21 protein-coding genes and 2 pseudogenes are annotated in these 25,953 nt (G+C 72.6%); 11 read left to right on the forward strand and 12 right to left on the reverse strand.

All coding sequences use genetic code 11. The features are described from left to right. Positions 1–79: 79 nt before the first annotated feature. Positions 80–1,414, reverse strand: a complete 1,335-nt coding sequence (locus ACZ6CV_RS27920; protein ID WP_469253551.1) for an amidohydrolase family protein — start codon at positions 1,412–1,414, stop codon at positions 80–82. Between the two features lie 832 nt (positions 1,415–2,246). Between ACZ6CV_RS27920 and ACZ6CV_RS27925 the strand changes: the two genes are divergently transcribed. Next, positions 2,247–3,065, forward strand: a complete 819-nt coding sequence (locus tag ACZ6CV_RS27925) for a GntR family transcriptional regulator (protein ID WP_469253402.1) — start codon at positions 2,247–2,249, stop codon at positions 3,063–3,065. Between the two features lie 144 nt (positions 3,066–3,209). Further along, on the forward strand, positions 3,210–4,685 hold the full coding sequence (locus ACZ6CV_RS27930; RefSeq protein ID WP_469253403.1) for an MFS transporter: 1,476 nt from the start codon (positions 3,210–3,212) through the stop codon (positions 4,683–4,685). Between the two features lie 56 nt (positions 4,686–4,741). Here ACZ6CV_RS27930 and ACZ6CV_RS27935 read toward each other — a convergent pair whose 3' ends face one another. Further along, positions 4,742–6,196, reverse strand: a complete 1,455-nt coding sequence (locus ACZ6CV_RS27935) for an amidase (RefSeq protein ID WP_469253404.1) — start codon at positions 6,194–6,196, stop codon at positions 4,742–4,744. A gap of 396 nt (positions 6,197–6,592) precedes the next feature. Then, positions 6,593–7,099 carry a hypothetical protein gene (locus tag ACZ6CV_RS27940; RefSeq protein WP_469253405.1) on the reverse strand — a complete coding sequence of 169 codons (507 nt, stop codon included), beginning with the start codon at positions 7,097–7,099 and terminating at the stop codon, positions 6,593–6,595. Positions 7,100–7,374: 275 nt separating this feature from the next. Between ACZ6CV_RS27940 and ACZ6CV_RS27945 the strand changes: the two genes are divergently transcribed. Further along, positions 7,375–7,851, forward strand: coding sequence for a hypothetical protein (locus tag ACZ6CV_RS27945; protein WP_469253406.1), 477 nt, complete (start codon positions 7,375–7,377; stop codon positions 7,849–7,851). 30 nt (positions 7,852–7,881) lie between these two features. On the opposite strand, the gene ACZ6CV_RS27950 is transcribed toward ACZ6CV_RS27945, so the two are convergent. Beyond that, the gene (locus tag ACZ6CV_RS27950; protein ID WP_469253407.1) at positions 7,882–8,745 is read right to left on the reverse strand and encodes an SDR family oxidoreductase; all 864 of its coding nucleotides are present in this window, start codon (positions 8,743–8,745) and stop codon (positions 7,882–7,884) included. Positions 8,746–8,847: 102 nt separating this feature from the next. On the opposite strand from ACZ6CV_RS27950, the gene ACZ6CV_RS27955 reads away from it, so the two are divergent. The 4 genes from ACZ6CV_RS27955 to ACZ6CV_RS27970 all read left to right on the forward strand — a co-directional run bounded on the left by ACZ6CV_RS27955 (position 8,848) and on the right by ACZ6CV_RS27970 (position 13,000). Beyond that, positions 8,848–9,702, forward strand: a complete 855-nt coding sequence (locus tag ACZ6CV_RS27955) for a helix-turn-helix domain-containing protein (protein ID WP_469253408.1) — start codon at positions 8,848–8,850, stop codon at positions 9,700–9,702. Between the two features lie 119 nt (positions 9,703–9,821). Next, positions 9,822–10,283: a hypothetical protein gene (locus ACZ6CV_RS27960; RefSeq protein ID WP_469253409.1), complete on the forward strand. Its 462-nt coding sequence runs from the start codon at positions 9,822–9,824 to the stop codon at positions 10,281–10,283. 225 nt (positions 10,284–10,508) lie between these two features. Then, positions 10,509–11,642: a PLP-dependent cysteine synthase family protein gene (locus ACZ6CV_RS27965; protein WP_469253410.1), complete on the forward strand. Its 1,134-nt coding sequence runs from the start codon at positions 10,509–10,511 to the stop codon at positions 11,640–11,642. After that, positions 11,639–13,000: an MFS transporter gene (locus tag ACZ6CV_RS27970; protein WP_469253411.1), complete on the forward strand. Its 1,362-nt coding sequence runs from the start codon at positions 11,639–11,641 to the stop codon at positions 12,998–13,000. The genes ACZ6CV_RS27965 and ACZ6CV_RS27970 overlap by 4 nt, the downstream gene beginning before the upstream one ends. Positions 13,001–13,090: 90 nt before the next feature. Here the strand turns inward: ACZ6CV_RS27970 and ACZ6CV_RS27975 are convergent, their stop codons facing one another. The 3 genes from ACZ6CV_RS27975 to ACZ6CV_RS27985 all read right to left on the reverse strand — a co-directional run bounded on the left by ACZ6CV_RS27975 (position 13,091) and on the right by ACZ6CV_RS27985 (position 15,689). Further along, positions 13,091–13,690, reverse strand: coding sequence for a DUF3105 domain-containing protein (locus ACZ6CV_RS27975; protein WP_469253553.1), 600 nt, complete (start codon positions 13,688–13,690; stop codon positions 13,091–13,093). Between the two features lie 248 nt (positions 13,691–13,938). Continuing rightward, complete coding sequence (locus ACZ6CV_RS27980; protein WP_469253412.1) at positions 13,939–14,364, reverse strand: hypothetical protein; 426 nt, start codon at positions 14,362–14,364, stop codon at positions 13,939–13,941. 128 nt (positions 14,365–14,492) lie between these two features. Beyond that, positions 14,493–15,689 carry an NAD(P)-binding domain-containing protein gene (locus tag ACZ6CV_RS27985; RefSeq protein WP_469253413.1) on the reverse strand — a complete coding sequence of 399 codons (1,197 nt, stop codon included), beginning with the start codon at positions 15,687–15,689 and terminating at the stop codon, positions 14,493–14,495. A gap of 1,224 nt (positions 15,690–16,913) precedes the next feature. Between ACZ6CV_RS27985 and ACZ6CV_RS27990 the strand changes: the two genes are divergently transcribed. The 3 genes from ACZ6CV_RS27990 to ACZ6CV_RS28000 are packed head-to-tail and all read left to right on the forward strand — an operon-like array spanning position 16,914 to position 19,230. Further along, on the forward strand, positions 16,914–17,603 hold the full coding sequence (locus tag ACZ6CV_RS27990) for an ABC transporter permease (protein WP_355812739.1): 690 nt from the start codon (positions 16,914–16,916) through the stop codon (positions 17,601–17,603). Next, complete coding sequence (locus ACZ6CV_RS27995) at positions 17,600–18,280, forward strand: ABC transporter permease (RefSeq protein WP_362369760.1); 681 nt, start codon at positions 17,600–17,602, stop codon at positions 18,278–18,280. Before ACZ6CV_RS27990 ends, ACZ6CV_RS27995 begins: the two co-directional genes overlap by 4 nt. Next, the gene (locus ACZ6CV_RS28000) at positions 18,277–19,230 is read left to right on the forward strand and encodes an ABC transporter substrate-binding protein (RefSeq protein WP_469253414.1); all 954 of its coding nucleotides are present in this window, start codon (positions 18,277–18,279) and stop codon (positions 19,228–19,230) included. Before ACZ6CV_RS27995 ends, ACZ6CV_RS28000 begins: the two co-directional genes overlap by 4 nt. Before the next feature lie 146 nt (positions 19,231–19,376). Here the strand turns inward: ACZ6CV_RS28000 and ACZ6CV_RS28005 are convergent, their stop codons facing one another. The 5 genes and pseudogenes from ACZ6CV_RS28005 to ACZ6CV_RS28025 form a co-directional block, all read right to left on the reverse strand. Further along, positions 19,377–20,540 carry an ABC transporter ATP-binding protein gene (locus ACZ6CV_RS28005; RefSeq protein WP_469253415.1) on the reverse strand — a complete coding sequence of 388 codons (1,164 nt, stop codon included), beginning with the start codon at positions 20,538–20,540 and terminating at the stop codon, positions 19,377–19,379. A 22-nt stretch (positions 20,541–20,562) separates the two neighbouring features. Then, positions 20,563–21,210, reverse strand: coding sequence for a LutC/YkgG family protein (locus ACZ6CV_RS28010; RefSeq protein WP_469253416.1), 648 nt, complete (start codon positions 21,208–21,210; stop codon positions 20,563–20,565). Further along, a complete protein-coding gene (locus tag ACZ6CV_RS28015; protein WP_469253417.1) occupies positions 21,207–22,706 on the reverse strand; it encodes a LutB/LldF family L-lactate oxidation iron-sulfur protein in 1,500 nt (499 codons plus the stop codon). Before ACZ6CV_RS28015 ends, ACZ6CV_RS28010 begins: the two co-directional genes overlap by 4 nt. Beyond that, positions 22,703–23,506, reverse strand: coding sequence for a (Fe-S)-binding protein (locus tag ACZ6CV_RS28020; RefSeq protein ID WP_469253418.1), 804 nt, complete (start codon positions 23,504–23,506; stop codon positions 22,703–22,705). The genes ACZ6CV_RS28015 and ACZ6CV_RS28020 overlap by 4 nt, the downstream gene beginning before the upstream one ends. 136 nt (positions 23,507–23,642) lie before the next feature. Beyond that, a pseudogene (locus ACZ6CV_RS28025) lies at positions 23,643–24,728 on the reverse strand (rhamnulokinase); the annotation flags it as partial. A gap of 90 nt (positions 24,729–24,818) precedes the next feature. Here ACZ6CV_RS28025 and ACZ6CV_RS28030 point away from each other — a divergent pair. Further along, a pseudogene (locus tag ACZ6CV_RS28030) lies at positions 24,819–25,858 on the forward strand (LacI family DNA-binding transcriptional regulator). Positions 25,859–25,953: the final 95 nt, after the last annotated feature.

The following is a 25,953-nucleotide window of genomic DNA, read 5'->3' on the forward strand; positions in this document are numbered from 1 at the left end:
GGAAGGCCGGCGCCCGCGGGGGCATTGACCGCCGGACTCGCCCCCGCGCATCGGTTCGACACAGGGGAGAAACCGGCCCCTAGGAGCGGCGATGAGAAGCCGATACGTGACGTGTCGTGCCGTCCGGGTCCGGGTCCACTCGTTGGATGCGGGCGCGTTGGACGACCTTCGGTCCCACCTCCGCCGCCTTGCGGACCAGCGCGCGTCCGTCCCAGGTCGTGGGCCAGCCCTCCCACAGCCGGAGTTTGCCGTCGACGAAGACCGCGGTGATCTGGTCGCGGTCGGCCAGCCTGACCAGTTCCCACGACAGGTCGTAGGACGGGGTGAGTTCGGGCACCTGGAGGTCGACGAGCAGGAAGTCCGCGGCCTTGCCCGCCGCGATCTCGCCCGTCACCTTGCCGAGCCCGACGGCGTCGGCGCTCAGGCCGGTGGCGTGGGTGACCCAGGTGCGGCCGGCGCCGCACACGGAGTCGCCGGACAGCAGGCCGTAGGTCAGGCGCTGGGCGCTCTCCGCGGCGTCGATCAGCCGGAAGCCGTTGCCACGGGTGCCGTCGGTGCCCATGCCGAAGCGGATGCCCATGGTCTGCCACATCAGCGCGTGTGCGACCGCGTTGCCCTTCCAGGCGCTGGCCACCGGGTTGTAGCTGACCGCGGCGCCCGTGTCGGCGAGCATGCGCATCTCGTCGGGCGTGAGCAGGGTGGCGTGGGCGCCGAGCGTGTGCGCGTTGAGGGCGCCGACGTGGTGCAGGTAGGAGAGCGGGCGGCGCCCCACGCTCTTGAGCGAGCGTTCGACGGAGGCCAAGTGTTCGTTGACGTGGACCTGGAAGACCGCGTCGGCGTCCGCGCACAGGTCGGCGGTCTTCTTCAGCACCTCCGCCGTGGCGTCCTCCGGGACAGGTATCGCCAACGAGGGGTGGACCAGCCGGGAGCTCTGGAAGCGCTCCAGGTGCTCCTTGCCGCCCTTGCCGTCGGAGACGACCTTGGACAACACACAGCGCAGCCCGGCCTCCTCCGCGGCCTTGGCGATGACGCCCACGTCGACGGGCGCGCGCGTACCCGCGTCGGCAGCGGTCGTGAACCCGCCGCGCAACGCCTCCAGGGCCGCGAGCTTCGCCGAAAGGTGCGCGGTCTCCTCGTCCAGGGCGTGTTCCAGCGGCTCCCACACGGTCTTGAAGATCTCCGACGGCTGCCCGAACGCCTGCGCCTTGCCGAAGCTCTGCGTCAGATGGTGGTGGGCGTCCACGAAGCCCGGCATGAGCAGATGGCCCTTCAGCCGCACCGTGCGGGCGTCCCGGTGTTCCTGGGTGAGCTTGCGGACCGGGCCGACGGCCCGGAAGGTGCCGTCCTCGACGAGCACCGCGCGGTCCCTGACCGGCCCTTCGGGCAACAGGACCACGTCCGGTACGAGCAGCAGCCGCTTCGCGTGGAAGTCCTTGGGGCCAAAGGCGTCGTCGTCCTCGTGGCTGTCGCGGCCCGCCGCGGCCGTGGGTGTGGCCGCCGCAGCGGGCGTGGCCCCGGCACCGGCGGCGCCCAGCAGGCCGCCGGTCCCGACGAGCCCGGCCCCCACGACGAAACGCCGGCGCCCCACGCCACGCGCCCCGCCGCCCGCCTCCGGCGGCACGCCCCGCACCGCGTCCGCGGCGTGCGCGACCTCTCGGTCGACGTCGTGCCCGCCGTCGCCGTCACCCTCGCCCGATGACCCGACCTGCCACGCCTGCTGCACCACAGCACGCTCCTTCGCGTTCGCACAGGGAAGGCTCGACCGCGCGGGGCGGCCGAGCCGGGGGCGCTGACCCTAAGCGAGTCCGGAGGACGGAACAAGGGTTTCGACAGACGGAAGTGGAGGGTGAGGTTCGGGAGGAGGGCAGTGACCCGACCCTCCGCACCGGCCCCGTCGGGACCGCTGGGTGGCGCAACTCGTCCGCGCCCCGCACTGCACCGCACGTCAGGGGTGTCGTAGCAGGTCAGGGTAGGTGGCGTAACGTGCCGGAAACGTCGGCGCCTTAGGTTTGCGGGTGGCGTACGGGCCGTGGCGGTTCGTGGCTGGGCGGTGAACGAGGTACGCGGCGGTCGGTCCCGTTGCCGTCCATCCGGACCTGTTCGGCAAGCGGAGTGCGGGCGTGGCCGCCTCCGGCTCGACTCCCCGAGCAAAGGGGTACGCGAGGGCGCCCCGTCAGGCCTCGCCGGTCCCGGTCCCACACCCGCCACCCGTACTCGTATCCGCCCCGACGTGTAGCGGAGGTCCCATGAACACCTCGCCCACCGACCCCGCACTCCCGCTCGCCGGCGCGGGGCAGGCCGCCGCACCCGGTACGTACAGTCCGACCTCGGAAGGACGCAGGCGGACGCGGGCGGACCGGGCGCGGCAGGTCGCCGAGGTGCTGCGCCGGCAGATCGCTTCCGGTGCGTTCGACTCGGACGTCCTGCCCGACGAGCGGGTGCTGATCGCCGACTTCGCGGTGTCCCGCAACACCGTCCGCGAGGCGCTGGGCGTGCTGCGCGACGAAGGCGTGGTCGAGAGGCGTCAGGGCGTGGGCACGGTGATCGTGCGGCGGCCGTACGAACACACCTTGGAGCGGCTGACCGGCCTCGCCGAAACGCTTGGCACGCACGGTGCGGTGGTCAATCAGGTGCGGGTCGCGGACGTGGTGCGGCCACCCGGCGAGGTGGCACGCAAGCTGCGTGTCCCCGAGGGCGGGCGCGTGGTCTACATCGAACGGCTGCGGCTCCTGGACGGCGTACCGCTGTCCCTCGACCTGACCTACCTGGCCGCGGACATCGGGGAGCCGCTGCTGACCGCGGACTTGGCCGGCCGGGACCTGTTCGGGCTCATCGAGCAGTCCACGGGCGAGCCCCTCGGCTCGGCGAGCGTCACCGTGCACGCGGTGGGCGGTGATGCGCACACGTGCGCGCTGCTCGACATCCCGCCGGGCTCGGCGCTGTTCACAGTGGAACGGCTGAGCAGAATGCCCGACGGGCGCCCGGTGGACCTGGAGTTCCTACGGATCCGCGGCGACCGCCTGGCGTTCCACGCGGAACTCGTACGCGCGACGGATGGGAGGTGAACGGTGAAACCTGAGCCCAGGACCACGGACGGGTCGCCGACTGGCGAGCACCATGTACGTGAGGACCGAAGCCCACAAGCCCCCCAGCACCCCCAAACCCCCCAGCACCCCCAAACCCCTCAACTCGCCCAAGGCCCAAGCCGGTTGACGGTCATCGTGATGTGTCTGTGCGTCACCCTGGTGGTCGGCATGGTCTCCGCGGTGAACCTCGCCATCCCCGCCCTGTCGCGCAGCCCGCTGCGGCCCTCGGCCGAGTCGGTGATGTGGGTGGTCGACGGTTACGTGGTGGTCTTCGCCTGCCTGCTCATCCCGGGCGGCGCGCTCGCCGACCGCCTCGGCCGCAAACGCGTACTGGCCGCGGGCATGGGCCTGTTCACCGCCGGATGCGCGCTCTGCGCCGTCGCGCCGGGGATCGGCACGGTGATCGCGGGCCGCATCGTCAGCGGCGCAGGGGCTGCGGCGGTGCTGCCGACGACGCTGGCGCTGATGGTGGGCGGCGCCCCGGCGCACCGTCGGCCACGACTCGTGGCGGCGTGGGCGTCGATGACAGGTCTGGCGGCCGTGCTGGGCAATGTCGGTGGCGGCACGGCGCTGCAAATCGGTTCGTGGCGCGCGCTGTTCTGGTGCGTGGTGCCGTTGTCGCTGGTGGCACTGGCGCTGGTGGTGGCGTTCGCTCCGGCGCCGCCACGGCTCGACCGGCCGGTGTCGGCGGTGTCCGCGGGGCTGCTGACGGCCGGCTTCCTCGCGCTCCTGTCGGGCATCGTCTCCGGGCCGCAGGCCGGTTGGGGCAGCGTGCGCGTGCTGGGCGGGTTCGGCGCGGCGGCGGTGCTGCTGACGGGCTGGGTCTGCTGGGAGCTGCGGCGTCAACACCCGATGCTGGACCCGCGGTTGTTCACGGTCCCGGCGGTGCGGGCGGGTGCCGTCGGCATGGCGCTTGTGTTCGTCGGGATGTTCGGCCTGTTCTACGTCAACGGGCAGTATCTGCAGTACGCCAAGGGCTACTCGCCGCTCGGGGCAGGGGTGCGGCTGCTGCCGATGGCGGGAGCGCTGCTGCTCGCGCCGCGTTGCGCGGTCGCGCTCGAACGGCGCACCGGCCCGCGGATCACCCTTGGTGCGGGTCTCGCGGTGCTGGCGGCCGGTCTGGGCACGGTGTCGCTGGTCGGGCCGAGCACCCCGTACTCCTTGTACGCGCTCGGGGCGACGCTCACCGCGGCCGGCTGCGGCCTGGCCACGCCGCTGCTGTCGCACGGCATGATGTCCGCGCTGCCGCCGCACCGGGCCGGGGTGGGCTCGGGGCTGCAGAGCCTGGCCCGGGAGCTGGGCAGCGCGCTGGGTGTGGCGGTCAGTGGCAGCGTGGTGGCCGGGGTGTTCACCGCGGGCCTCCCGGAGGTGCTGCGGGGCGGCCCCGGTGTGCCGACCACCGTCCCCGCCGCCGAACAGCGCCTGGCGGAGCAGGGGTTGACCTCACCGGGCCTGCGGCACGCCGTCCTCACGGACTTCACCACCGCCCTGGACACGTCGATGCGGGTGCTCGCCGTCCTGGTGGTGGCGGTCGGTGCGCTGGTGGTCGCCTGGTACCCGGCCCGCGGGACCCGGACGGGGGACCGGCGGGGCGGGTGACGGTGACGGTGGCGGAAGCGTCCCGTACGGCGCCCACCCCGAGCCCCCCCGGGCTCCTACCGAGGAGGAGCCTGGAAGCCGCCGATCTGCCGCTCCAGCAGTTCGGCCAGCCGCAACGGCGTGCGGTCCTCGTGCATCGGGCCGATGAGCTGCACTCCCACCGGGAGACCCGCCGGGGACGGGCCCGTCGGAACCGCGGTGGCGGGGAGGCCCGGCATGGTCGCCAGCCCGGCCCAGGCCAGTTGGTCGAAGTACGGGAACTCGGCACCGTCGATGTCGATCCGGCGCCCCAGGAGATCGGGGTCGTGGTCGTGCGGGAACGCGGGGGTCGGCGTGATGGGGCACACCACCGCGTCGAACTCCGCGAACAGCTGTCGCCAACCGTGGCGGTGGGCCTCGCGGAGGGCGTTCGCCTCCATCCAGTCGCGGTGGCTGAACACCATGCCGCGCAGCCGCGCCGCGCTGAGACTGCGGTCGTCGGGGCTCAACTCACTCACGTGCGCGCGCAGTTGCTCGTACGTGTCCAAGGGGAAACGAGCCGTGGAGCCGGAGAACAGCAGGTGCATGTAGAGCGTCGCGGCTTCGGTCAGGTCGGGAAGGAGCGGGCTGTGCCACTCGACTCGGGCGCCGCCCTCGACGAGGCCGTCGGCCACCCTGCGCACACCCGCCCGCACGTCGGACCCGGAGGGAAGCAGCGGGTGGTCGTCGAGGACCAGGACCCTGAAGTCGCCGAGCCGCTCGTGGCGCGCGGGCGGCAGCGCCACGGTGTGGGAGAGGCCGAGGGTGAGTGGGTCCGGTCCGGCCATGACGTCGAGCAGGAGCGAGAGGTCGCGTGCGCTGCGCGCCATCGGGCCGACGACGGCGAGGTCCGGCTCGGGCGGCAGGGTGGGCGTGGCCGGCGGCACCATGCCGCGGATCGCCGCCAGTCCGAGCGTCGGCTTGTGGGAGTAGACGCCACAGAAACTGGCGGGGGTGCGCAACGATCCGGCGAGGTCGGAGCCGAGGGAGAGCGCACCGAACCCGGCGGCGAGGGCTGCGGCGGAGCCGCCGGAGGATCCGCCCGACGTGCGAGCGTGGTCCCAGGGGTTGTTGGTGGTGCCGTAGATCTCGTTGAAGCTCTGGATGTCCTGCAGCCCCAGCGGGACGTTGGTCTTGCCGAGCACCACCGCGCCCGCGGCCTTGACGCGCGACACCTGGACCGCGTCCTCGGCCGGCACGTGGTCCCGGTGCTGCGGCATGCCCCACGTGGTGGGAAGCCCCGCGATGTCGTACGACTCCTTGACCGTCATCGGGAGGCCGAGCAACAGCCGGTCCTCGCCGCGGGCCCGCGCCCGGTCGGCGGCGTGCGCGGCATCCCGCGCCCGGTCGAAGTCCGGCACGCAGACGGAGTTGATCTCTTTGTCGTCCCGTTCGATACGGGCGATCGCCTCGTCGGTCAGCTCTACCGAGGTCACGTCACCGGCGCGCAGCGCGGCCATGAGTTCCTCGGCCGTCGAAAAGTTCGAGTCCATGCGGGGAACGTACCGACCCTTTGGAGAAGGCACGAAATGTCGCTTCCCACAACAGTCTGAGACCGTGAACCGGACGTGGATCGGCGCGTTTCCCGGACCGGCCGTCGGCTGAGGAAAGGGGCGTGGGGGGGGGGGGGGGGGGGGGGGGGGGGGGGGGGGGGGGGGGGGGGGGGGGGGGGGGGGGGGGGGGGGGGGGGGGGGGGGGGGGGGGGGGGGGGGGGGGGGGGGGGGGGGGGGGGGGGGGGTGGTTTTTCCTCCGCGGAGGGGGGGGGGGGGGGAGAGGTGCCCCTCCCCCCCCCCCCCCCCCCCCCCCCCCCCCCCCCCCCCCAGGGCAGGCAACGGTCGGGCCCGGCCGCAAAGATCGGGCCCGGCCGTCAGACGCTCGGACGCCGCTGGTCAGGCGACCCTGGTCCAGGCGTGCCACTTGCTGGAGTAGAACTCCGACCGCCACACCTGGGAACTGCCGACCTTGACGTCGATGGCCCGCCGGGTGCCGTTGTGGCTCCACCCCCAGTCATACGTGTCGTCGGCACGGCCTGAGTTCGGCATCTCCACCCACTTGCCGGCGTTCTTCCAGTCGTGCCAGATGTGGCGGTTGCCGGTCACGCCGAACACCTCGTCGACCGTGCCGTTGCCGTCCCAGTCGGCGGCCTGGGCGTGGGAGCCGCACTTGAGGTAGCCGACGTGGCCCCACGGCGACGTCACCCTGCAGTCCCGCGCTCCGGTCACCCCGGCCGGTCCGGCCTGTCCGGCCGTTCCGACCTGGATCGTGCTGAACACCGGCTGCTTCGCTGCCGAGTTGTTTCCGGTCGGAGCGGCGCTGGCCGGCTGAGCGGCCAGCAACAGGCCCACGGCAACTGATACGCCTGCTGCGGCGAGCCCTGCATTCGGGATGGTGCGCATGTGTTTCCCCCTGTGCGTCGATGAGCTGTGTGGTCGAGCAGGACGCTACGGGGGCTGGGCACATGCGCGCGTCAACCGGTGGTTTGAGCCGTCGCCCCAACCAGTGCATCAGTGGGGTAAACCTGACTACCGCCCAGGTTTACGCGGAGACCAACCGTGCGCGGGATGCCCGGAATTGCAGGCCTCATTAGCTTCTCCACTGACCACGATTGCTGCCCCGGGTGGCAATCCACGTATCTCGATCGAGACGAGAGAAGGGTCTGCAGGTGAAGTCAATGATGCAGCTGAAGTGGGCGACAGGAGCGTCGGCCGTTGCCGGCCTGCTCCTCGCCGGCCAGGTCGCCCATGCGGCACCGTCCGGTACGGACACCGGAACGCGGCCGACGGCAAGCGGGGTTCAGGCCAGGGGGAGCGAGGACGGCAACGCCCTGGCGTGCACCAATTACTGGACCTTCAAGTCGCCTTGGGGTCACACCGGAAAGTTCAAATGTGGCTCCCATGTGCTGCGTGCCGACTGGGACAACAACGGTACGGCGGATGAATACTTCGGCATCGCCCCCAACCGCACCATCTGGCACGACTGGAAGAATGCCGGACGGTGGGTCGAAATGCCGAACAATGGGCGTGCCGACGACACCCTGAACATCGGACGCACCGGAAACGGGCGGTACGTCCGCGTGAAGGCCGGGGGCCACATTTGGGTTTCGATCTTCGGCAGCGGCAAGTGGCACAAGTGGTACATGGTCGAGTGAGGAGCGTGAAAGTCCGGGTGCGTGTGGGGTTCAGCGCTGGCGCGCGGGGCGTACGACGATTTCGTTGACGTCGACCTCGGGCGGCTGCGCGAGGGCGTAGGAGACGGCGGAGGCGATCGCGTCGGGGCTGATCGCATGGGCGCGGTAGCCGCGCATGGCCTCGGCGGCGGCCGGGTCGGTGATGGTGTCGGCGAGCGCGGAGTCGACGACGCCGGGCGAGACGGTCGTGACCCGGATCGAGGGGGCGGACTCCTGGCGCAGGCCTTCCGTGATCGCCCAGGCGGCGTACTTGGTGGCGCAGTAGACGGACCCCGTGGGCACCACCTCGTGGGCGCCGATGCTCGCGACGGTCACGAAGTGTCCCGAGCCCTGCGCGGTGAACACGGGCAGCGCGGCGGCGATGCCGTGCAACAGACCGCGCACGTTCACGTCGATCATCCGGTCCCACTCGTCGACGAGGAGGGAGTCGAGGCGGGACAGTGGCATGACGCCGGCGTTGTTGACGAGGACGTCGACGCGGCCGTGGCGGTCGTGGGCGTCCCGTACGAAGGCCGCCGTGTCCGCGCGGTCCGTCACGTCCAGTTGTGCGGGCTCCAGAAGGCCGCCGGAGCGGCCGGCGGCCTCGGCGGTGCGGGCGGCCAGTGCCTCCAACCGGTCGGTGCGCCGGGCCCCGGCCACCACCACATGTCCCTGTGCCGCCAGGTGTGCGGCGACGGCCTCACCGATGCCGCTGCTCGCGCCGGTGACGAGGACGACCTTGCGGGAGGGGGCGGGCTCGACGGGGGCGGGTTGCTGCGTGGTCAGGCCGTGTGGGGTCGTGCCCTGAGCGGGCGTGCCGTGTGAGGTCACGCCGTGTGTGGTCGTGTCGTGTGAGGTGACGCCGTGTGTGGTCATGCGTCGAGGCTGGCCCGGCCGGGGCGGCGGGGGGAGAGGTGAGGTCCTCCTGGGTGCAGCGCACCCAGGCAGAGCGGCCGGGGCGCGTCCTACCCTGGCGCCATGCCAAGCACCGAACTCGGCGCCTACCTCAGCGCCCGGCGCGCCCGCGTCACTCCGGCCGACGTGAACCTTCCCGTCACCGGGCACCGACGGGTGCCGGGCTTGCGGCGCGAGGAGGTCGCCCTGCTGGCCGGGGTCAGTGCCGACTACTACGTACGTCTGGAGCAAGGCCGGGAACGGACGCCCTCCGCCCAGGTGCTCGACGCCCTGGCGGGGGCCCTGCGCCTGGACGAGGACGGCCGCCACCATCTGTTCCGGCTCGCGGGACTCGGCCCCCGCGCCAGGTCCGCGACCGCGCCCGACCGGGTCGAGCCGAGCCTGCTGGCGCTCATGGACGCCTGGCCGCACAATCCGGCGATCGTCTACAACCGTGCGTACGACGTCCTGGCGTCCAACGCCATCGCCGACGCGCTCTTCCACGGCTGGACCCACTCGCACAACCTCCTGCACGTCGTCTTCACCGACCCGGCGGCCCGCACCTTCTACCGCGACTGGCACGACGTCGCGCGCAACTCCGTGGCCGGCTTCCGGCTCGGCCTCGGCGCGGCGCCGAACGACCCTCGAATACGTCAGGTCCTCGGCGAACTCCTGGACACCAGCCCCGAGTTCGTCGAACTGTGGAAGCACCACGACGCCCGTGGCAAGGCGCTGGAACGCAAGTCCTTCGAGCACCGCGACGTCGGCCCGCTGACGCTGACCATGCAGACCTTCGACGTGCGCTCGGCCCCGGGGCAGGAGCTGGTCGTCCACCACGCGGACCCGGGCTCCCCCAGCGGCGAGGCGCTCGCGCTGCTCGGCTCACTGACGGCGACGGCGACGGCGACGGCGCGGCGCGGCGGGAAGGCTGAGGGCTGATCGCTGGCGGGCGGTGGGCTTGGGGCGGGGGCCTGCTGAACGGGCTCGGAGGAGGCGCGCCCCGTGTCGCCGGGTCGTGGCAGGTCGGGGCCGGTCGGGCGGGCTAGGATCGCGGCGTGATGACGGCCTGGTCTCCCTCCGGTGCCCGGCGGAACCGCTCGGTGGCGGTGCTGTGGCGGGTGGTGGGGCTGGGGCTCTTTCTCTTCGGTCTGGTGTTCGTGCATGTGGCCAGCCCAGAGACGACGAGTCGTCACCTCACCGTGTTCGGCGGCGTCGGCATGCCGGGGGCCGGTGCGGTGGTACGCGTTGCCTCGTCGGGCGGCGCGGCGGCCGATGCCCCCGTTTCGGTCGGGGCGCCCGGAGGGTCGCGTCATGACCACCGTCAGCAGCACACCGTCGAGGAGTGCGCGCTGAGCCAGCCTCCGCAGGGGCCCGACGTGGACCTGCCGTGCCTCTCGCCGCTGGGTTCACGGTGGCGGCCCGGCGCGCCGGCCTCGACGCACGCCGCCCACCGGATCGCGGGCCGGGACTTCGTGGTCCCGATAGCGCACGCGGCCGACTCCACGATTCTGCGCATCTAGGCCGAGGGGTTCTCCGAACCGGTCCACGTCCCACTTACGACGACTGCCGCCGGCGCCTTCCGCCGACGCACTCCGTCGGCGCCTTTCGTCGTGCGTTCACGGCGGGCTCCGGCCGCTCGTCGTACTGGGACGTTCGCCCCGTGGACATTCCGCCCCGCCTTTCCTCGACGCGCCCACCTCCGGCGCGCCCACGTACACCCGCTGAACGAGAGCGAGTAACCAAACGTGCACCGTCACCCCCCGATCGCGTACGAACCCAACCCCGCCACCGCCACCCTCCCCGCCCTCGTCGGGAACACTCCCGTCCTGCACGTCTCGCGGCCCTTCGCCCCGCCCGGCCGCGGTTTCTGGGCCAAGCTGGAGGGGTTCAACCCCGGCGGCATCAAGGACCGAGCCGGACTCCACATGGTCGAACGGGCCAGGGCCCGGGGCGCGTTGCGGCCCGGAGGCCGCATCGTCGAGTCCACCAGCGGCACCCTCGGCCTCGGTCTCGCCCTGGCCGGAACCGTCCACGGGCACCCGGTCACCCTCGTCACCGACCCCGGCCTCGAACCATCCATGACCCGGCTGCTCACCGCGTACGGCGTGCGTGTCGACACGGTTCCCGAGCCCCACCCCGTGCGCGGCTGGCAGCAGGCCCGCCGTGACCGCGTCGCCGAACTCCTCGCGGAGCACCCGGACGCATGGTGCCCCGACCAGTACGGCAACCCCGACAACGTCACCGCGTACACCCCCCTCGCCCTCGAACTCGCCGCTCAGCTGGGCCACATCGACGTCCTGGTCTGCAGCGTCGGCACCGGCGGGCACTCCGCGGGCATCTTCCGCGTCCTGCGGCAGCTCTGCCCCGGACTGCGCCTGGTCGGCGTGGACACCGTCGGCTCGACCATCTTCGGGCAACCCGCCCGGCCCCGGATCATGCGCGGTCTGGGATCCAGCATCTACCCGCGCAACGTCGCCTACGACGACTTCGGGGAGGTCCACTGGGTCGCCCCCGCCGAATCCGTATGGGCCTGCCGCCAGTTGGCGACATCCCACCATGCGACCGGGGGCTGGAGTGTCGGCGCGGTCGCGCTGGTGGCGGGCTGGCTCGCGCGGACGCTCCCGCGGGACGCGCGGATCGTCGCGGTCTTCCCCGACGGCCCCCAGCGCTACCTGGAGACGGTGTACGACGACGCGTACTGCGCCGAGCGCGGTCTGCTGGGTCACACCCCGGCCCTCGAACCCGACGTACTCGACCGGCCGGACGAAAGGGAGGTCACCCGCTGGACGCGTTGCGCCACGGTGCACGACCCGGCGCCCGTGCGGCCGCAACAGGCCAACGGTGCGGCCCCGTTGGCGGAGGGTGGCGGAATCCGATGAAGCCGATGAAGGCGGCGAGGGTCAGCCAGACCACCCTCGCGCAGTACCGCTCCTACGATAGGAGCGTCCAACTGCTCCTGGCCAACCAGTTCACCATCAACCTCGGCTTCTACATGCTGATGCCGTATCTCGCCCAGCACCTCTCCGGCACGCTCGGTTTCGCCGGCTGGCTGGTCGGACTCGTGCTCGGCGTACGGAACTTCAGCCAGCAGGGCATGTTCCTCGTCGGCGGCACCCTCGCCGACCGGCTCGGCTACAAACCGCTGATCGTCGCCGGCTGCGTCCTGCGCACCGTCGGCTTCGCCACGCTCGGGCTCGTCGACTCGGTGCCTGCGCTGCTCGTCGCCTCGGCGGCCACCGGCTTCGCGGGGGCGCTGTTCAACCCGGCGGTGCGGGCGTACCTCGCCGCCGACGCGGGGGAGCGCCGCGTCGAGGCCTTCGCCTTGTTCAACGTCTTCTACCAAGCCGGCATCCTGCTGGGCCCCTTGGTGGGGATGCTGCTCACCGGGGTCGACTTCCGGGTGACCTGTCTCGCCTCCGCGGCCGTCTTCGCGATGCTCAGCGTGGTGCAGATCCGTGCGCTCCCTGCTCGCAGGGGGAACGACGCGGTGGACCGGGCGCCGGGCCGAGCGGGAGTCGGGCGAGTCGGAGCCGCCGGTCCCGGCGCCGGCGTCCTCGCCCAGTGGCGTGGCATCGTACGCAACCGCGCCTTCCTGCTCTTCTCGTCCGCGATGATCGGCTCGTACGTCCTCACCTTCCAGGTCTACCTGGCACTGCCCCTGGAGGTACGACGGGTGGGCGGCGACGGGGAGTTCGGTACCGTCGCGGTGGCACTGCTCTTCGCGGTGTCCGGACTCGCCACCATCCTCGGGCAGACCCGCGTGACGGCCTGGTGCAAGGAACGGGTGGCGCCGGGACAGGCCCTCGCCTGGGGCCTGTTGAGCATGGGGATCGCCTTCGTACCGCTGCTCGCGGCGACCGCGGTGCCGGAGCCCGGCGGGGGAGCGGGGCGGTGGCTGTACGCCGCGGTCCCGCCCACGCTGGCGGCGCTGCTGCTCACGCTGGGCACGATGATCGCGTACCCCTTCGAGATGGACACCATCGTCCGGCTGTCGGGGGACCGCCTCGTCGCCACCCACTACGGCCTCTACAACACCATCTGCGGGGTGGGCATCACGGTCGGCAACCTGCTGACGGGAGCCGCCCTCGACGCGGCGCGGGAGGCGGGCATGCCGGCGCTTCCCTGGTGCGCGCTGCTCCTCCTCGGCCTCGGCTGCTCGGCATCCCTGTACGGACTGCACCGGGCAGGGCGACTGTCCACTCCGGCGCCCAAGATGCAAGAGCCGGCGGTGGTCTGATGGGTAGTCACTGACAGTCAGTCCGATCCGGACCGGCCGGCGCGCGGTGGTGCACGGCACCCCCTGCGCGTCGGCCGACCCGGGCAGCGGTCACGCCGAGTCGACGCCTCCCGTGCAGGCAGCCCCGGGCTCGGGCGTCTGCGCCCCCTGCACGTACTTGCTGAAGAACTCCGCCACCCGCGGATCCGCGGCGCTGTCGACGGTCAGCTGGCGGCCCCAGGCGGACAGCATGAGCGGACTCCGCTGCTTCGCGACCGGACTCATCAGGCTGTACGAGGTCTTGGCGACCTTGGCACCCAGCTTCTTGACGTCGGCGTCGGGCGCCTTGTCGTTGTACGTGACCCAGACCGCGCCGTGTTCGAGGGAGTGCACCGCGTTCTCGTTCGGTATCTCCTGCTTGTAGACGCTGGCGTCGCAGGTCATCCACGCCTGGTGGTGGTCACCGCCGACCGGTGGCGTCATCGGGTAGGCGACGCTCTTGGCCACGTGGTCGCGCCCCAGCTTCTTCGCGTCCCATGTCGTCTCACCCCGCACGGGCTTCTTGGCGGCCGCGGAGTTCTGCGCCTCCTTGTCGTTGGCGCTGTCGATCGCGTACGCGCCGAAGCCGATGAGCGTGGCGACGATCACCGTGCCGGCCGTGACGGTGAGAACGCGGTTCCGTCGCTCGCGCGCCTGCTCGGCGCGGCGCATCGCTTCGACCCGGGCCTGCCGTTCAGCGGCGGCCGCCTTCTTGCTCGGTCTGTTGCCCGGCCCCTTGGGGGAGTTGGTGGTCGATGTGCTCGCCGATGTGCTGCTCGATCTGTCGGTCGTCTTGCGGGACTTGGCCTTGGCCATGAGTGTTCCTTGTCCCCGCCGCTGGGCGCGGCGGTGCCTGCGGTCCGGTGGATGCCGTGAGGCGAGGGCCGGCCCCCGTACACGGGCCGCCCTGCCGGGATCCTCTAGATCCGCTGCACCTGGAGCATGTGGAGATCGGGAGAGCCGCGGTCCGAGGGATGCTCGGACGCCGGGCCCGTCGCCGACTGCGCCGGGGGACGGGGTGCGTACGACGGTGTGCCGGCCACCGGCGACGCGCCGGCCGGCTTCGGTGCGGCCCGTACGCCGTGGGTGAGGGACGCGCAACACCGGTCGGCGGGCGGGCAGTCGGAGTCGTCGAGGGGCGCCGTACAGACGGCGTCCGAGACCGAATCCGAGTAGACGGAGCCCGTGCCCGCACCCGCTAGCGCGCCCGCGTTCGTGCGGGCTTCATGGGACGCCGTGGCGCCGAGACACATCAACAGCGCGGCGACAAGCGACACGAACGCGGCGGCCGACACGGCGCGGCACCAGGCGTGCCGAGCGGCTCCGGTCCACTGCGTATGTCTCATCGCAGCGCATCGTAGCGAGGGTCGGCCGCCGGGCCGAGGGCACCCCGGCCGGCCTCCCGCGCCGCGAGCTCGACGCGGATGAAGTACTCCGCGCGCCACTCCATTCCGCCCAATCCGCTTCCGCACGGTCACTCGTCACAGCACGCCGCCACCGATTTCGAGAGGCGGGGGCCCGCGAACCGGGTGCCGGTCACGAGGCGCAGCGCGGGGCCGAAGGACGCGGCCGCCGACGGACCCGTGAAGTACAGGCCCGGCACGCTGGAGGAGAACCCCTTGTCCAGGACAGGGAATCCGCCGATGCGTATCAGGTCGGCGCGGAGTTCGGGGGAGAGGAAGTCCAGGGCCTCCAGCTGGACCCGGAAACCGGTGGCGGCCAGGACGTGTTCGGACTCCACGGTGTGCGTGCGCCCGTCCTGCGTCACCGTGCGCAGGGCGATCCCGCCCCCGTACGTCTCCGCCGCCGTGATCCGCTGCTCCGTGAGAACCGGGACTCTGCCCTCGAACCGCTCCTTGAGCCACCAGGCCCCGCGCGGCCGCGAGGTCCGTTCGGCGAGCCGGAGCCGGGCGGCGGGGGGCAGTCGCCGGAACGCGGCCGGATGGCGGGTGAGGCCGTACAGGGACCACGAACGGCCCGCCGGTGTGTCCGGCTGCCAGTGCGGGCGGCCGGACGGCGGCGCCTCGAACCGGACCCCCGCGCCGCGCGCCAGCACTTGCACGTCGGCGCCCGCCTCGTGCAGCAGCGCGGCGCTCTCCAACGCGGACTGCCCGGCTCCGACGACGGTCACCGTGCGCCCGGCGAAACTGCGCGGGTCGGTCTGCTGCGAGCTGTGGGAGATGAGGCCGAGGGCCGAAGGCCCGCCGGACGCCGCCGCCGCGAGCGGCGCCGGCAGATGGGCGAAGCCGCTGAGACCGGTGGCCACGACCACGGCGCCCGCCCGCACCACCTCGCCCGACGACAGCTTGACGCGGAACCCGTCCGCGAGCCGGTCGACCACGGCCACCCGCTCGTCCTCGACACGCGGCACCAACCGCTCCCGGAACCACCCGCCGTACCGCATGAACAGACCGACGGGCACCTGGTCCTCGGCGTCGATCCACCGCTCGCCCGCCTCGCGGCAGTAGTCGCGGAGCGTGAAGCCCTCGCGCGGGGTCGCGAGCGCCGAGGCGGCTGCCGTGGTCCGCAGCAGCATGCCGGCGGGCATGCGCCGGGACCAGTTCGCGACGGGGGCGCCGAAGACACGGACGGGCAGGCCGCGCGCCCGCAGGTGTGCGGCGGCGGACAGGCCGTACGGGCCCGCGCCGATGATGACGACGGTCTTGGACATGGGGGTCCCTCCTGGCACCACCCCGCGCGGCGCTGTGGGCACGGCTCGGGGCGCGCCGGAATCAGCTGGAGAAGAGGCGGAATCGGGCGTGCCGGAGCCGCTCCCGTCCACATGACCCGGCGTACGCACGCGCCTCACAGGCACGCGCCGCGGCACGGATCAGACGGTGAGCGGCGGACGGGCCGGCGGGCCGCGCCGTACGAGGGCGCCCGCGAGGAGGAGGGAGGGGGAGATCGCGCGGGCCGGTCGGCCGGAGCGCGGAGCCGGAACCGGCCGGGGGAGCGGTACCGCGCGTGGTGTGCGGGCCGGGTGCAGGACGCGTGCGAGGAGGACGCACAGCAGGCGCACCATGTGCAGGATCCGGGCCAGGGCGTCGCGCGTCCGGCGGAGTGCCCGGTGGCTCCCGAGAGCTGCGTCGTGCCTGGTGAGACCCGTGGCGTGGCGGAGGAGGCGGCGAAGGCCGCCCGGGGGTTGGTGCGCGGGGGCCTGCGTCATCGGTCGACCGGCGAGAACCACCCGGCGGGTCCACCGTCGGGCTGCGGCCCGCCCGGCGAGGGTCACGCATTGCCTGCGCGCGCTCCGGGGCACGGGTGAAGGGCCGGGCGGCCGGACAGCGGAATCACCCCCGAGAGCGGAATCGCTCCGGAGAGCGGAGTCGCTCCGGACGGTGGAGTCGCTCGGGACGGTGAAGTCGCTCCGGGCCGCGGCGCCGCGGGACAGCGCCGCGCAGCACAGGATCGCGGCGGCGACCGCCCGTACGTCCCATGACGGCGTCGGACCGAGGACGAAGTGGTACGAGGCGACGGCGAGGAGGGCGCCCATGACGGAGAACGCCGTGGCCTGCGCCACGGGCGCCCGCGCCGCAGCGCTCGACCGCCCGGCCACCCCGTGGCCGCCGCGTGGTCGAGGACGAGGTGCCACCGCTCCCGAAGTCTTCATGACACACCCATCATGCGGCGTCGCCCCTCCGACTGTCACCCCGGTGCGGGTGGGGCGGGGTTGAGAATGGGTGCCGAGCGAAGGGGAGTTGACGGCCCGGCGGGTCACGGTGACGCGAGGCCCTCCTGCCTCCGAGGGCTCCCGAACCGTACGAGACCCCTGCCCCCGAGCTCGTACGCGACCCCTGCCCCCGAACCCGTACGCGCCCCCTACCCCCTGCCCCTCTGGACCCGTACGGGCCATCAGAACGCGCCGTGCCCCGCCGTCCCGGCCTTGAATGGACAGGTGACCGCGCCCCCCGACGACTGCCTCGCGCGCAACGAGTGGATCTGCGGTGAGTATCTGAGCACCCGCCGCCAGATCCTGCTCGACGCGGTCGTCCAGCATCTGCAGCTGACCGCGGTCTCCGTGCTGATCGCGCTGGTCGTCGCCGTGCCGCTGGCCGTGGTGGCGCGCCGCTGGGGGTGGGCCGCGGGCCCCGTCCTCGCGCTCACCACCGTCCTGTACACCATCCCGTCGCTCGCGATGTTCTCGCTGCTGCTCCCGGTGTACGGGCTCTCCGCCTCGCTCGTCGTCGCGGGCCTGGTCCTCTACTCGCTCACCCTGCTCGTACGGAACATCCTCGCCGGCCTGCGCGCCGTCCCCGATGACACCCGGCAGGCCGCCCGCGGCATGGGCTACGGCCCCATCCGCCTCCTGCTCACGGTCGAACTGCCGCTCGCCCTGCCCGCCGCGATGGCCGGGCTGCGCATCGCCACGGTCTCCGCGGTCTCCCTGGTGACCATCGGCGCGATCGTCGGCTTCGGCGGGCTCGGCAACCTCATCTACACGGGCATGAACACCTACTTCAAGGCACAGGTCCTCACCGCGTCCGTGCTGTGCGTCATCATCGCCGTCGCCGCCGACCTGCTGTTGCTCGGCGTGCAGCGCGTCCTCACCCCCTGGGAACGGGCGACGAAGGCGGCCCGCTCATGAAGACACTCGGCGACGCCTGGGCGTGGCTCACCGACTCCGCGCACTGGGCCGGCGACGACGGCATCTGGCACCGGCTCACCCAGCACCTCGTCCTCACCGTCGTCTGCCTGGTCCTGAGCTGCCTCATCGCGCTGCCCGTCGCGCTCGTCCTCGGCCACCTCGGCAAGGGCGGCGCGCTCGCCGTGAACATCTCCAACGTCGGGCGCGCGGTACCGACCTTCGCCGTCCTCGTCCTGCTCCTCCTCACCCCGCTGGGCAAGTGGGGCGAGGGGCCGACCGTCGTCGCGCTCGTGCTGTTCGCCGTACCGCCACTGCTCACCAACGCGTACGTGGGCATGCGCGGCGTCGACCGCAGTGTCGTCCAGGCCGCGCGTGGCATGGGGATGACCGGACGGCAGATGCTGTGGCGGGTCGAACTGCCGCTGGCGCTCCCGCTGGTGCTCAGCGGGGTCCGCATCGCCGCTGTGCAACTCGTCGCCACCGCCACCATCGCCGCGCTCGCGGGCGGCGGTGGCCTCGGCCGGATCATCACGGCGGGCTTCAACCTGGCGAGCACGCCGCAGGTCGTGGCCGGCGCCGTCCTGGTGGCCGTGTTCGCGCTGCTCGTGGAGGGCGTCTTCGAAGTGGCCGAACGGTTCGGGCCCGCCTGGGCACGCGGCCGCGGGAGCGCCGGATGAGGCGGCGCACCGGCGCGGCGGCGGCCGCCCTCCTCGCCCTCCTCCCGGCCCTCATCTCGGGCTGCGCGACCGGACCCTCACTGGAGGACCAGGGCGAGGTCACCGCGCCGCCCGGCGACAGCAAGCATCTGGTCGTCGGCTCCGCGGGGTTCACCGAGTCCGACCTGATCGCCCAGATGTATGCGCTGCTCCTGAACAAGGCCGGATACAGCACGAAGATCCTTTCCGTCGCCAACCGCGAGCTGTACGAGCCCGCACTGGAGTCCGGTCAGATCGATGTCGTCCCCGAGTACGCGGCGACCTTCGCGGACTGGCTCAACGCCAAGAAGAACGGCGCCGACGCGGAGCCCGCGGGCTCGCCCGACCTCGACGCGACGATGCGGGCGCTGCGCCGCCTCGCCACGCCACGCGGCCTCACCGTCCTCGACCCCGGCAAGGCCGTCGACCAGAACGCCTTCGCCGTCGCCAACTCCTACGCCCGTCGGCACCGGCTCAAGACCCTCAGCGACCTCGGAAAGTCAGGACTCAAGGTGCGCCTCGCCGCGGGCGACGAGTGCGTGAAGCGCCCCTACTGCGCGCCAGGTCTGAAGAAGGTGTACGGGATCGACATCACCGGCGTGGACCCCAAGGGCGTCGGCACGACCCAGGCCAAGAAGGCCGTGCAGGGCGGCCAGGACCAGATGGTGCTCACCACCTCGACGGACGCGACCCTCGACGACTTCGGCCTGGTCCTCCTGAAGGACGACAAACACCTGCAGAACGCCGACTACATCGTCCCCGTGGTCAACCGCTCCCGAGCAGGCAGCAAAGGCGTGGCCGCAGCCCTGGGCCGCCTCAACCCCGTCCTGACGACGCAGGATCTGGCGTCCCTGAACGAACAGGTGGACAGCTGGCGCCGCCTACCCCAAGACGTAGCAAGAACGTACCTGGAGAAGAAGGACCTCTTGTAGCCCGGAGGACCCGGGGCCCCGGGAGGCCCCGCCAGGGGCCACTAAGGGGCGCGGGGAACTGCGCGACCAGCCCCTACCGGCAGGCAGACGAAAAGCACCCCCGCCCCCACCCACCCACCCACTCCGCTCAGGCCAAGCGCCAGCGCCTACGCATCGGCAACCGAGTCGAACTCCACCTCATCCCGCGCGACCCCCTGCGCATCCGCGTCCACCGACCGCCGTAGCGCCTCGTGCAGCTTGGCCGGGGTGAGGACACCGAGGAAGCGGGCGCCGTCCAGAACGGCGACCCACCCCGCGTCGTGCTGCAACATCACACCGAAGGCCTGCTTGAGCGGGGCGCCGACCGGCACCCAGGAGTTCATGCGGTGGGCCAGGTCGCCGACCGTGCCACCCGTGCCGGCCAGCGCCACCTCGTCGACGCCGACCCAGCCGTGCAGATCGCCGTCCGCGTCCAGGACGACCGCCCAGCGCGCCTCCTCCTCGCGCATCCGGGCAGCGGCCTGCGCGGCGGGCTCGTCGAGCCGGGCGATGGGCGGCGCTTCCAGGTCGTCCGACTGGATCTCGGTGACGGAGAGCCGCTTCAGCCCCCGGTCGGCGCCCACGAACTCCGCGACGTACGGCGTCTCGGGCGCCCCCAGCACCGCGCCCGGCGTGTCGAACTGCTCGATCCGCCCCTGCCCGTACACCGCGATGCGGTCGCCGAGCCGGACGGCCTCCTCGATGTCGTGCGTCACCAGGAGCACCGTCTTGCGCACCGCCGCCTGCATCCGCAGGAACTCGTCCTGCAGCTGCTCGCGCACCACCGGGTCGACCGCGCCGAACGGCTCGTCCATCAGGAGCACCGGCGGGTCCGCCGCCAGCGCCCTGGCCACGCCGACGCGCTGGCGCTGGCCGCCGGAGAGCTGCTCGGGATAGCGGGAACCGAACGTCTTCGGGTCCAGGCCCACCAGGTCGAGCAACTCGGCCGCCCGCGCCCTGGCCTTCGCCTTCTTCCAGCCGATCAGGGCCGGCACGGTCGCCGTGTTGTCGAGGATCGTCCGGTGCGGGAAGAGGCCGACCTGCTGGATGACGTATCCGATGCGGCGGCGCAACTTGACCGGGTCCACGGTGGCGATGTTCTCGCCGTTCACGAAGATGCGGCCCGACGTCGGCTCGATGAGACGGTTCACCATCATCATCGTCGTGGTCTTGCCGCAGCCGGAGGGGCCGACGAGCGTGACCAGTTCGCCCTCGGCGACCTCGAAGGAGAGGTCGTCCACGGCCATCGTGCCGTCCGGGTAGCGCTTGGTCACCTGCTCGAACCGGATCATGTCCTCACGCTAGCCGCGCCCGTCACTCACCGCTCATCAACACCACCTCCAGGGTGCGCGGCCCGTGGACCCCCTCGACCCGGTCCAGCTCGATGTCGCTGGTCGCGGAGGGGCCGGAGATCCAGGTGAGCGGGCGGGCCGGGTCCAGCCGTTCGAGCGCCTGCGGCACGGAGGAGACGACCTGGTCGGGGACGCGTACGACACAGATGTGGTGGTCGGGGACGAGTGTGATGCGGCGGCGCCCCTGGTCGGGGGAGCCGTCGAGCACGAGCGTGCCGGTCTCGGCGATGGCCACGGCGCAGCCGGTGACCACGCCGTCGACCCGGTCGAGCTGCTCGGTCGTGAGCGCGGCGCGGTCGTGGACCAGCACCGGATCCGCCTCGGCCATCCAGCCGTGCGGCAGCCGCGGCGGCACGAGCACCGTCTGGGCGCCGCTCTCCGCGAGCAGCCGCATGAGTGTCGTCGGGAGCTCCTCGCGGGTGGCGCGGTGCACGATCGCGCGGTAGTCCGCCAGGTTCGCCGCGAGCAGATCGATGGTCTCCTCGGTGCTGCGGACGCCGTGCTCGCGCGCGTACCCGCGGTCCACCGCGCTCTCGTACGGGGGGTCGCCGGCCGGCACGTCGGCGAGCGCCCGCCGCACCCGGCCCAGGATCCGGTCCCTGCTGCTCACTTGCCGCCCTCCTGGTCGTCCTTGCCGCCGTTCGTCCGCTGCCACCAGTCGCGGAACGGCTCCGCCGGCACCTTCGGCAGCTCGCGGGTCGCGCTCCACGCCTGGCCGGGCCCCGGCAGGGTGCGCGGATGGAAGCGGCGGGTGCGCGAGGCGAGACGCTGGCCCGCGCGCAGCGCACCGGGCCGCGCGAACGCCAGCCCCGCCGCCCGCATCGCCGCCCGCTCCGCCGCATGCCCCTTGGCGGGCTTCAGCGTCACCCTGTTCCCGTCACGGGTCGCCTCGCCGCCCTGCACGACGCGCTCCCGCAGATGAACGAGGACCTCGGGGATGTCGATGGTGACGGGACACACGTCGTAGCAGGCCCCGCAGAGCGAGGACGCGTACGGCAGGGAGGCGTCGATCTCGCTCTGGGTGCCCCGCAGCTGAGGGCTGAGGATCGCGCCGATCGGGCCCGGATAGACCGAGCCGTACGCATGCCCGCCCGCCCGTTCGTACACCGGGCACACATTGAGACACGCCGAGCAGCGGATGCAGCGCAGGGCCTGCCGCCCCACCTCGTCGGCGAGGGTGTCGGTGCGGCCGTTGTCGAGCAGGACCAGGTGGAAGGTGCTCGGACCGTCCGCCGTCTTGGCGTCCGTCGTACCCGTCCACATGGACGTGTAGGGGTTCATGCGCTCGGCCGTCGAGGAACGGGGCAGGGTCTGCAGGAAGACTTCCAGGTCGCGCCAGGTCGGGACGACCTTCTCGATGCCGACGACGGAGATCAGCGTCTCGGGGAGGGTGAGGCACATCCGGCCGTTGCCCTCCGACTCCACGACGACCATCGTGCCGGTCTCGGCGACCATGAAGTTCGCCCCGGAGACGCCGACCTTGGCGCGCAGGAACTTCTCCCGCAGGTGCAGCCGGGCCGCCTCGGCGAGCTCGGCCGGAGTGTCGGAGAGCCCTGCCGGCGCCGGCCGGCCCCAACTCCCCATCTCCTTCTCGAAGATGTCGCGGATCTCGCCGCGGTTGCGGTGGATGGCCGGCACCAGGATGTGCGAGGGGCGGTCCCTGCCGAGCTGCACGATGAGCTCGGCGAGGTCGGTCTCGTAGGCGCGGATGCCCTCGGCCTCCAGGGCTTCGTTGAGGCCGATCTCCTGGGTGGCCATCGACTTGACCTTGACGACCTCCGTCTCGCCCGTGGCCTTCACCAACTCCGCGACGACGCGGTTCGCCTCGTCGGCGTCGGCCGCCCAGTGCACGGTGCCGCCGGCCCGCACGACCGACTCCTCCAGCTGCACCAGATAGCGGTCGAGATGGCGCAGGGTGTGGTCCTTGATGTCCTTGCCGGCCGCGCGCAGCCCGTCCCAGTCGGACAGCTCGGCGACGGCGCGGGCCCGCTTGTCGCGGATGGTGTGCGTGGCGTGCCGGAGGTTGGCCCGCAGGGTCGTGTCGCCGACCGCCTCGCGCGCGGCCTGCGGGAAGGCGGGCATGCCGACGAAGGCGCCACCGCTCATGACCTGGCCTCCTCTCCAGCGTGTACGGGGCCTGGGTCCGCGTGGAGGGGTTCGCTCTCCGTGCTCGCCAGGATCTCCGCGATGTGCACGGGGCGCACCGCCGTGTGCAGCCGGGCCATCGTGCCGCCGATGTGCATCAGGCAGGAGTTGTCCGCCGCGCAGAGCACCTCGGCTCCGGTCGACTCGGCGTGGCGCGCCTTGTCGGCGCCCATCGCGGCCGAGACATCGGAGTTCTTCACCGCGAAGGTGCCGCCGAAGCCACAGCACTCCTCGGCTCCCGGCAGCTCCACCAGGTCGAGACCCTTCACCGCCCGCAGCAGCCGGGTGGGCCGGTCGCCGAGACCGAGCGCGCGCAGCCCGTGACAGGTCGGGTGGTAGGTGACCTTGTGCGGGTAGTACGCGCCGACGTCGGTGACACCGAGGACGTCCACCAGGAACTCCGTGAGCTCGTACGTCTTCGGCACCACTGGCGCGAGCGTCCGCGCGAGGTCCTCGCCGCGGCCCTCGGCCCGCGCCCGCTCGCCCATCCGCGGATACAGCTCGCGCACCATCGCCCCGCACGAGCCGGACGGCGTCACCACGGCGTCGTACGCGTCCGAGCCGAATACATCGGAGAAATGCCGGGCCAGCGGCTCCGCCTGATGCCGGTAACCGGTGTTGTAGTGCGCCTGCCCGCAGCAGGTCTGCGCCATCGGGAAGTCGACGTCAACTCCCAGTCTGGTCAGCAGCTTCACCACCGCACGGCCCGTGTCCGGGTAGAGCGTGTCGTTGACACAGGTCAGGAACAGGGCGACTCGCATCGCGGGTTCCTCCTTGTCGATCATCGGATGGATGCAGCGTACGCGCGCGTACGGGGTTGCGGGAGGCGCGGGCACGCACGTGGTGTTGCGCCGCTCTTGTCACGTGCCGCCCCGCTCTCGTAGCGTGCCGCCCCCCTCATCTCGTGCCGAGCCGTTCCTGGGCGGACTGCCAGGGGGTGGTGTCGCCGCGGGGCTCGTAACGCGCCGGGGGCAGGGCGTGGGCCACCAGGGCGCGGGCCTCGGCCCGGCTGCCGAGGAGGCCGTGGGCGCGGGCCTGCACCAGCACGTTGCCGAGCGCCGCCGCTTCCGCCGGGCCCGCGAGCAGCGGCAGTCCGCAGGCGTCCGCGGTGAGTTGGCACAGCAGGGCGTTGCGGGCGCCTCCGCCGACCAGGTGCACGACGTCGATGGCCCGTCCGGTCAGGCGTCGGGCGTCCGCCAGGGCACGCCGATGGGCGAGCGCCAGCGAGTCCAGGACACAGCGGGTCGTTTCCGCCGGGGTGGCGGGCACCGGCTGCCCCGACGCACGGCAGGCCTGCGCTATGCGCTCCGGCATCCGGCCGGGCGCCAGGAACTCCGGCGCGCCCGCGTCCACCACCGAACGCAGCGGCGCGACCTCGCCGGCCGCGACAAGCAGCGGCCCGAGGTCCGGGTCGCCCCACGCGCGCAGACACTCCTGGAGGAGCCAGAGACCCATGATGTTGCGCAGATATCGGACGGTTCCGTCGACGCCCAACTCGTTGGTGAAGTTGGCCTCGCGGCTCTCCTCCGTCAGCACCGGCGCGTCCAGTTCGACGCCGGCCAGGGACCAGGTGCCGGTGCACAGATAGGCGAAGTCGGCACCGTCCGCCGCGGGCACCGCGGCCACGGCGGACGCGGTGTCGTGCGAGGCCACCGCCGTCACCGGAACCGGGCCGGACAGTCCTGTGTCCGCCAGGACGTGGGGCAGCAGCAACCCGGCCGGGTCGCCCGGCCGTCGTAAGGGTGGGAAAAGTCCGACGTCCACGCCGAGCCGGTCGGCCGCCCCGCGCGACCAGGCCCTGGTACGGGGGTCGACGAGTTGGGTGGTGGAGGCGTTGGTCAGCTCGGTGCCGAGCGTGCCGGTCAGCCAGTACGCGATCAGGTCCGGGATCAACAACGCGTGCCGGGCGGCGTGTAGTTGAGGGGTCCCTGCGGCAGCGGTCAACTGGTACAGGGTGTTGAAAGGGGCGTACTGCAGGCCCGTTCTGCAAGCCTGCCCGCGACCCCCGGGCCCGCCCGGCCTCAGTACGCTGGTCCGCACGGCCCGGGGAGGCCGGACAGCAGGATGGAGCACCTGGAACGCATGGTCGGCATCAAGGACGTGGCGAAGCACGCCGGGGTTTCGGTGGGCACCGTGTCGAACGTGATCAACCGCCCGGACACGGTCTCGGAGGAGACCCGGGACCGGGTGCGCGCGGTCATCGACCGGCTCGGCTACGTGCGCAGCGAATCGGCGCGCCAACTGCGCGCGGGCCGCAGCCGCATCATGGCGCTGCTCGTCCTCGACATGGGCAACCCGTTCTCCGTGGACGTCGCGCGCGGCGCCGAGCGGGCCGCCCGCGAGGCCGGCTACCGCGTCATGGTCTGCAACAGCGGCCAGAGCCCCGCCGAAGAGGCCGATTACCTCGCGCTCTGCGCCGAGCAGCGGGTGCGCGGCGTGCTGCTGACGCCCGCCGACGCGACCGGACGGAACATCGACGCCTTCCGCCGGCACGGCATCCCGTTCGTCCTCGTCGACCGGGTCGCCGAAGCGCCACCGAGTGCTCGGTCTCCGTGGACGATGTCATGGGCGGCGCGCTCGCCGTGCGCCACCTCGTCGACGCGGGACACCGCAGCATCGCGTACGTGAGCGGCCCGCCCGGCCTGAACCAGGTCAAGGACCGCCGCGTCGGCGCGCTCCAGGCCCTCGCCGAGGCGGGCCTGGACTCCTCGGCGATGCGCGAGCTGCCCACCGAGCGCCTCGACGTCGCCGCGGGGCGCGACGCGGGCGCCCGCATCCTCGGCCTGACCGAGCGGCCCACGGCCGTCTTCTGCGCCAACGACCTGCTCGCGCTCGGTGTCCTCCAGGCGATGTACGCGGCCGGGGTGCGCGTCCCCGAGGACGTGGCGATCGTCGGCTACGACGACATCGAGTTCGCGGCCGCCGCGGTCGTACCGCTCACCTCGGTGCGCCAGCCCGCCGTCACCATGGGGGCGATGGCCGCCGAGCTCCTCCTGGAGGAGACCCGGACACGGCCGGACACCGTGGGAGCCGCCGGCGAGGCGCACGAGCACCGGCGTGTGGTGCTCGTGCCCGAGCTGGTGGTCCGGCGCTCCAGCCTGGCGCCCCGCTGACCGGAGCTTCGGCGGTCCCGGGGACGACCGGCCCGGAGCGTGTGCTGGACTGGGCGTGTGCTGGACTGGGACGGAAGATCCGTTCACCGATCCGA

Source organism: Streptomyces sp. NPDC041713 (genome assembly GCF_055591085.1).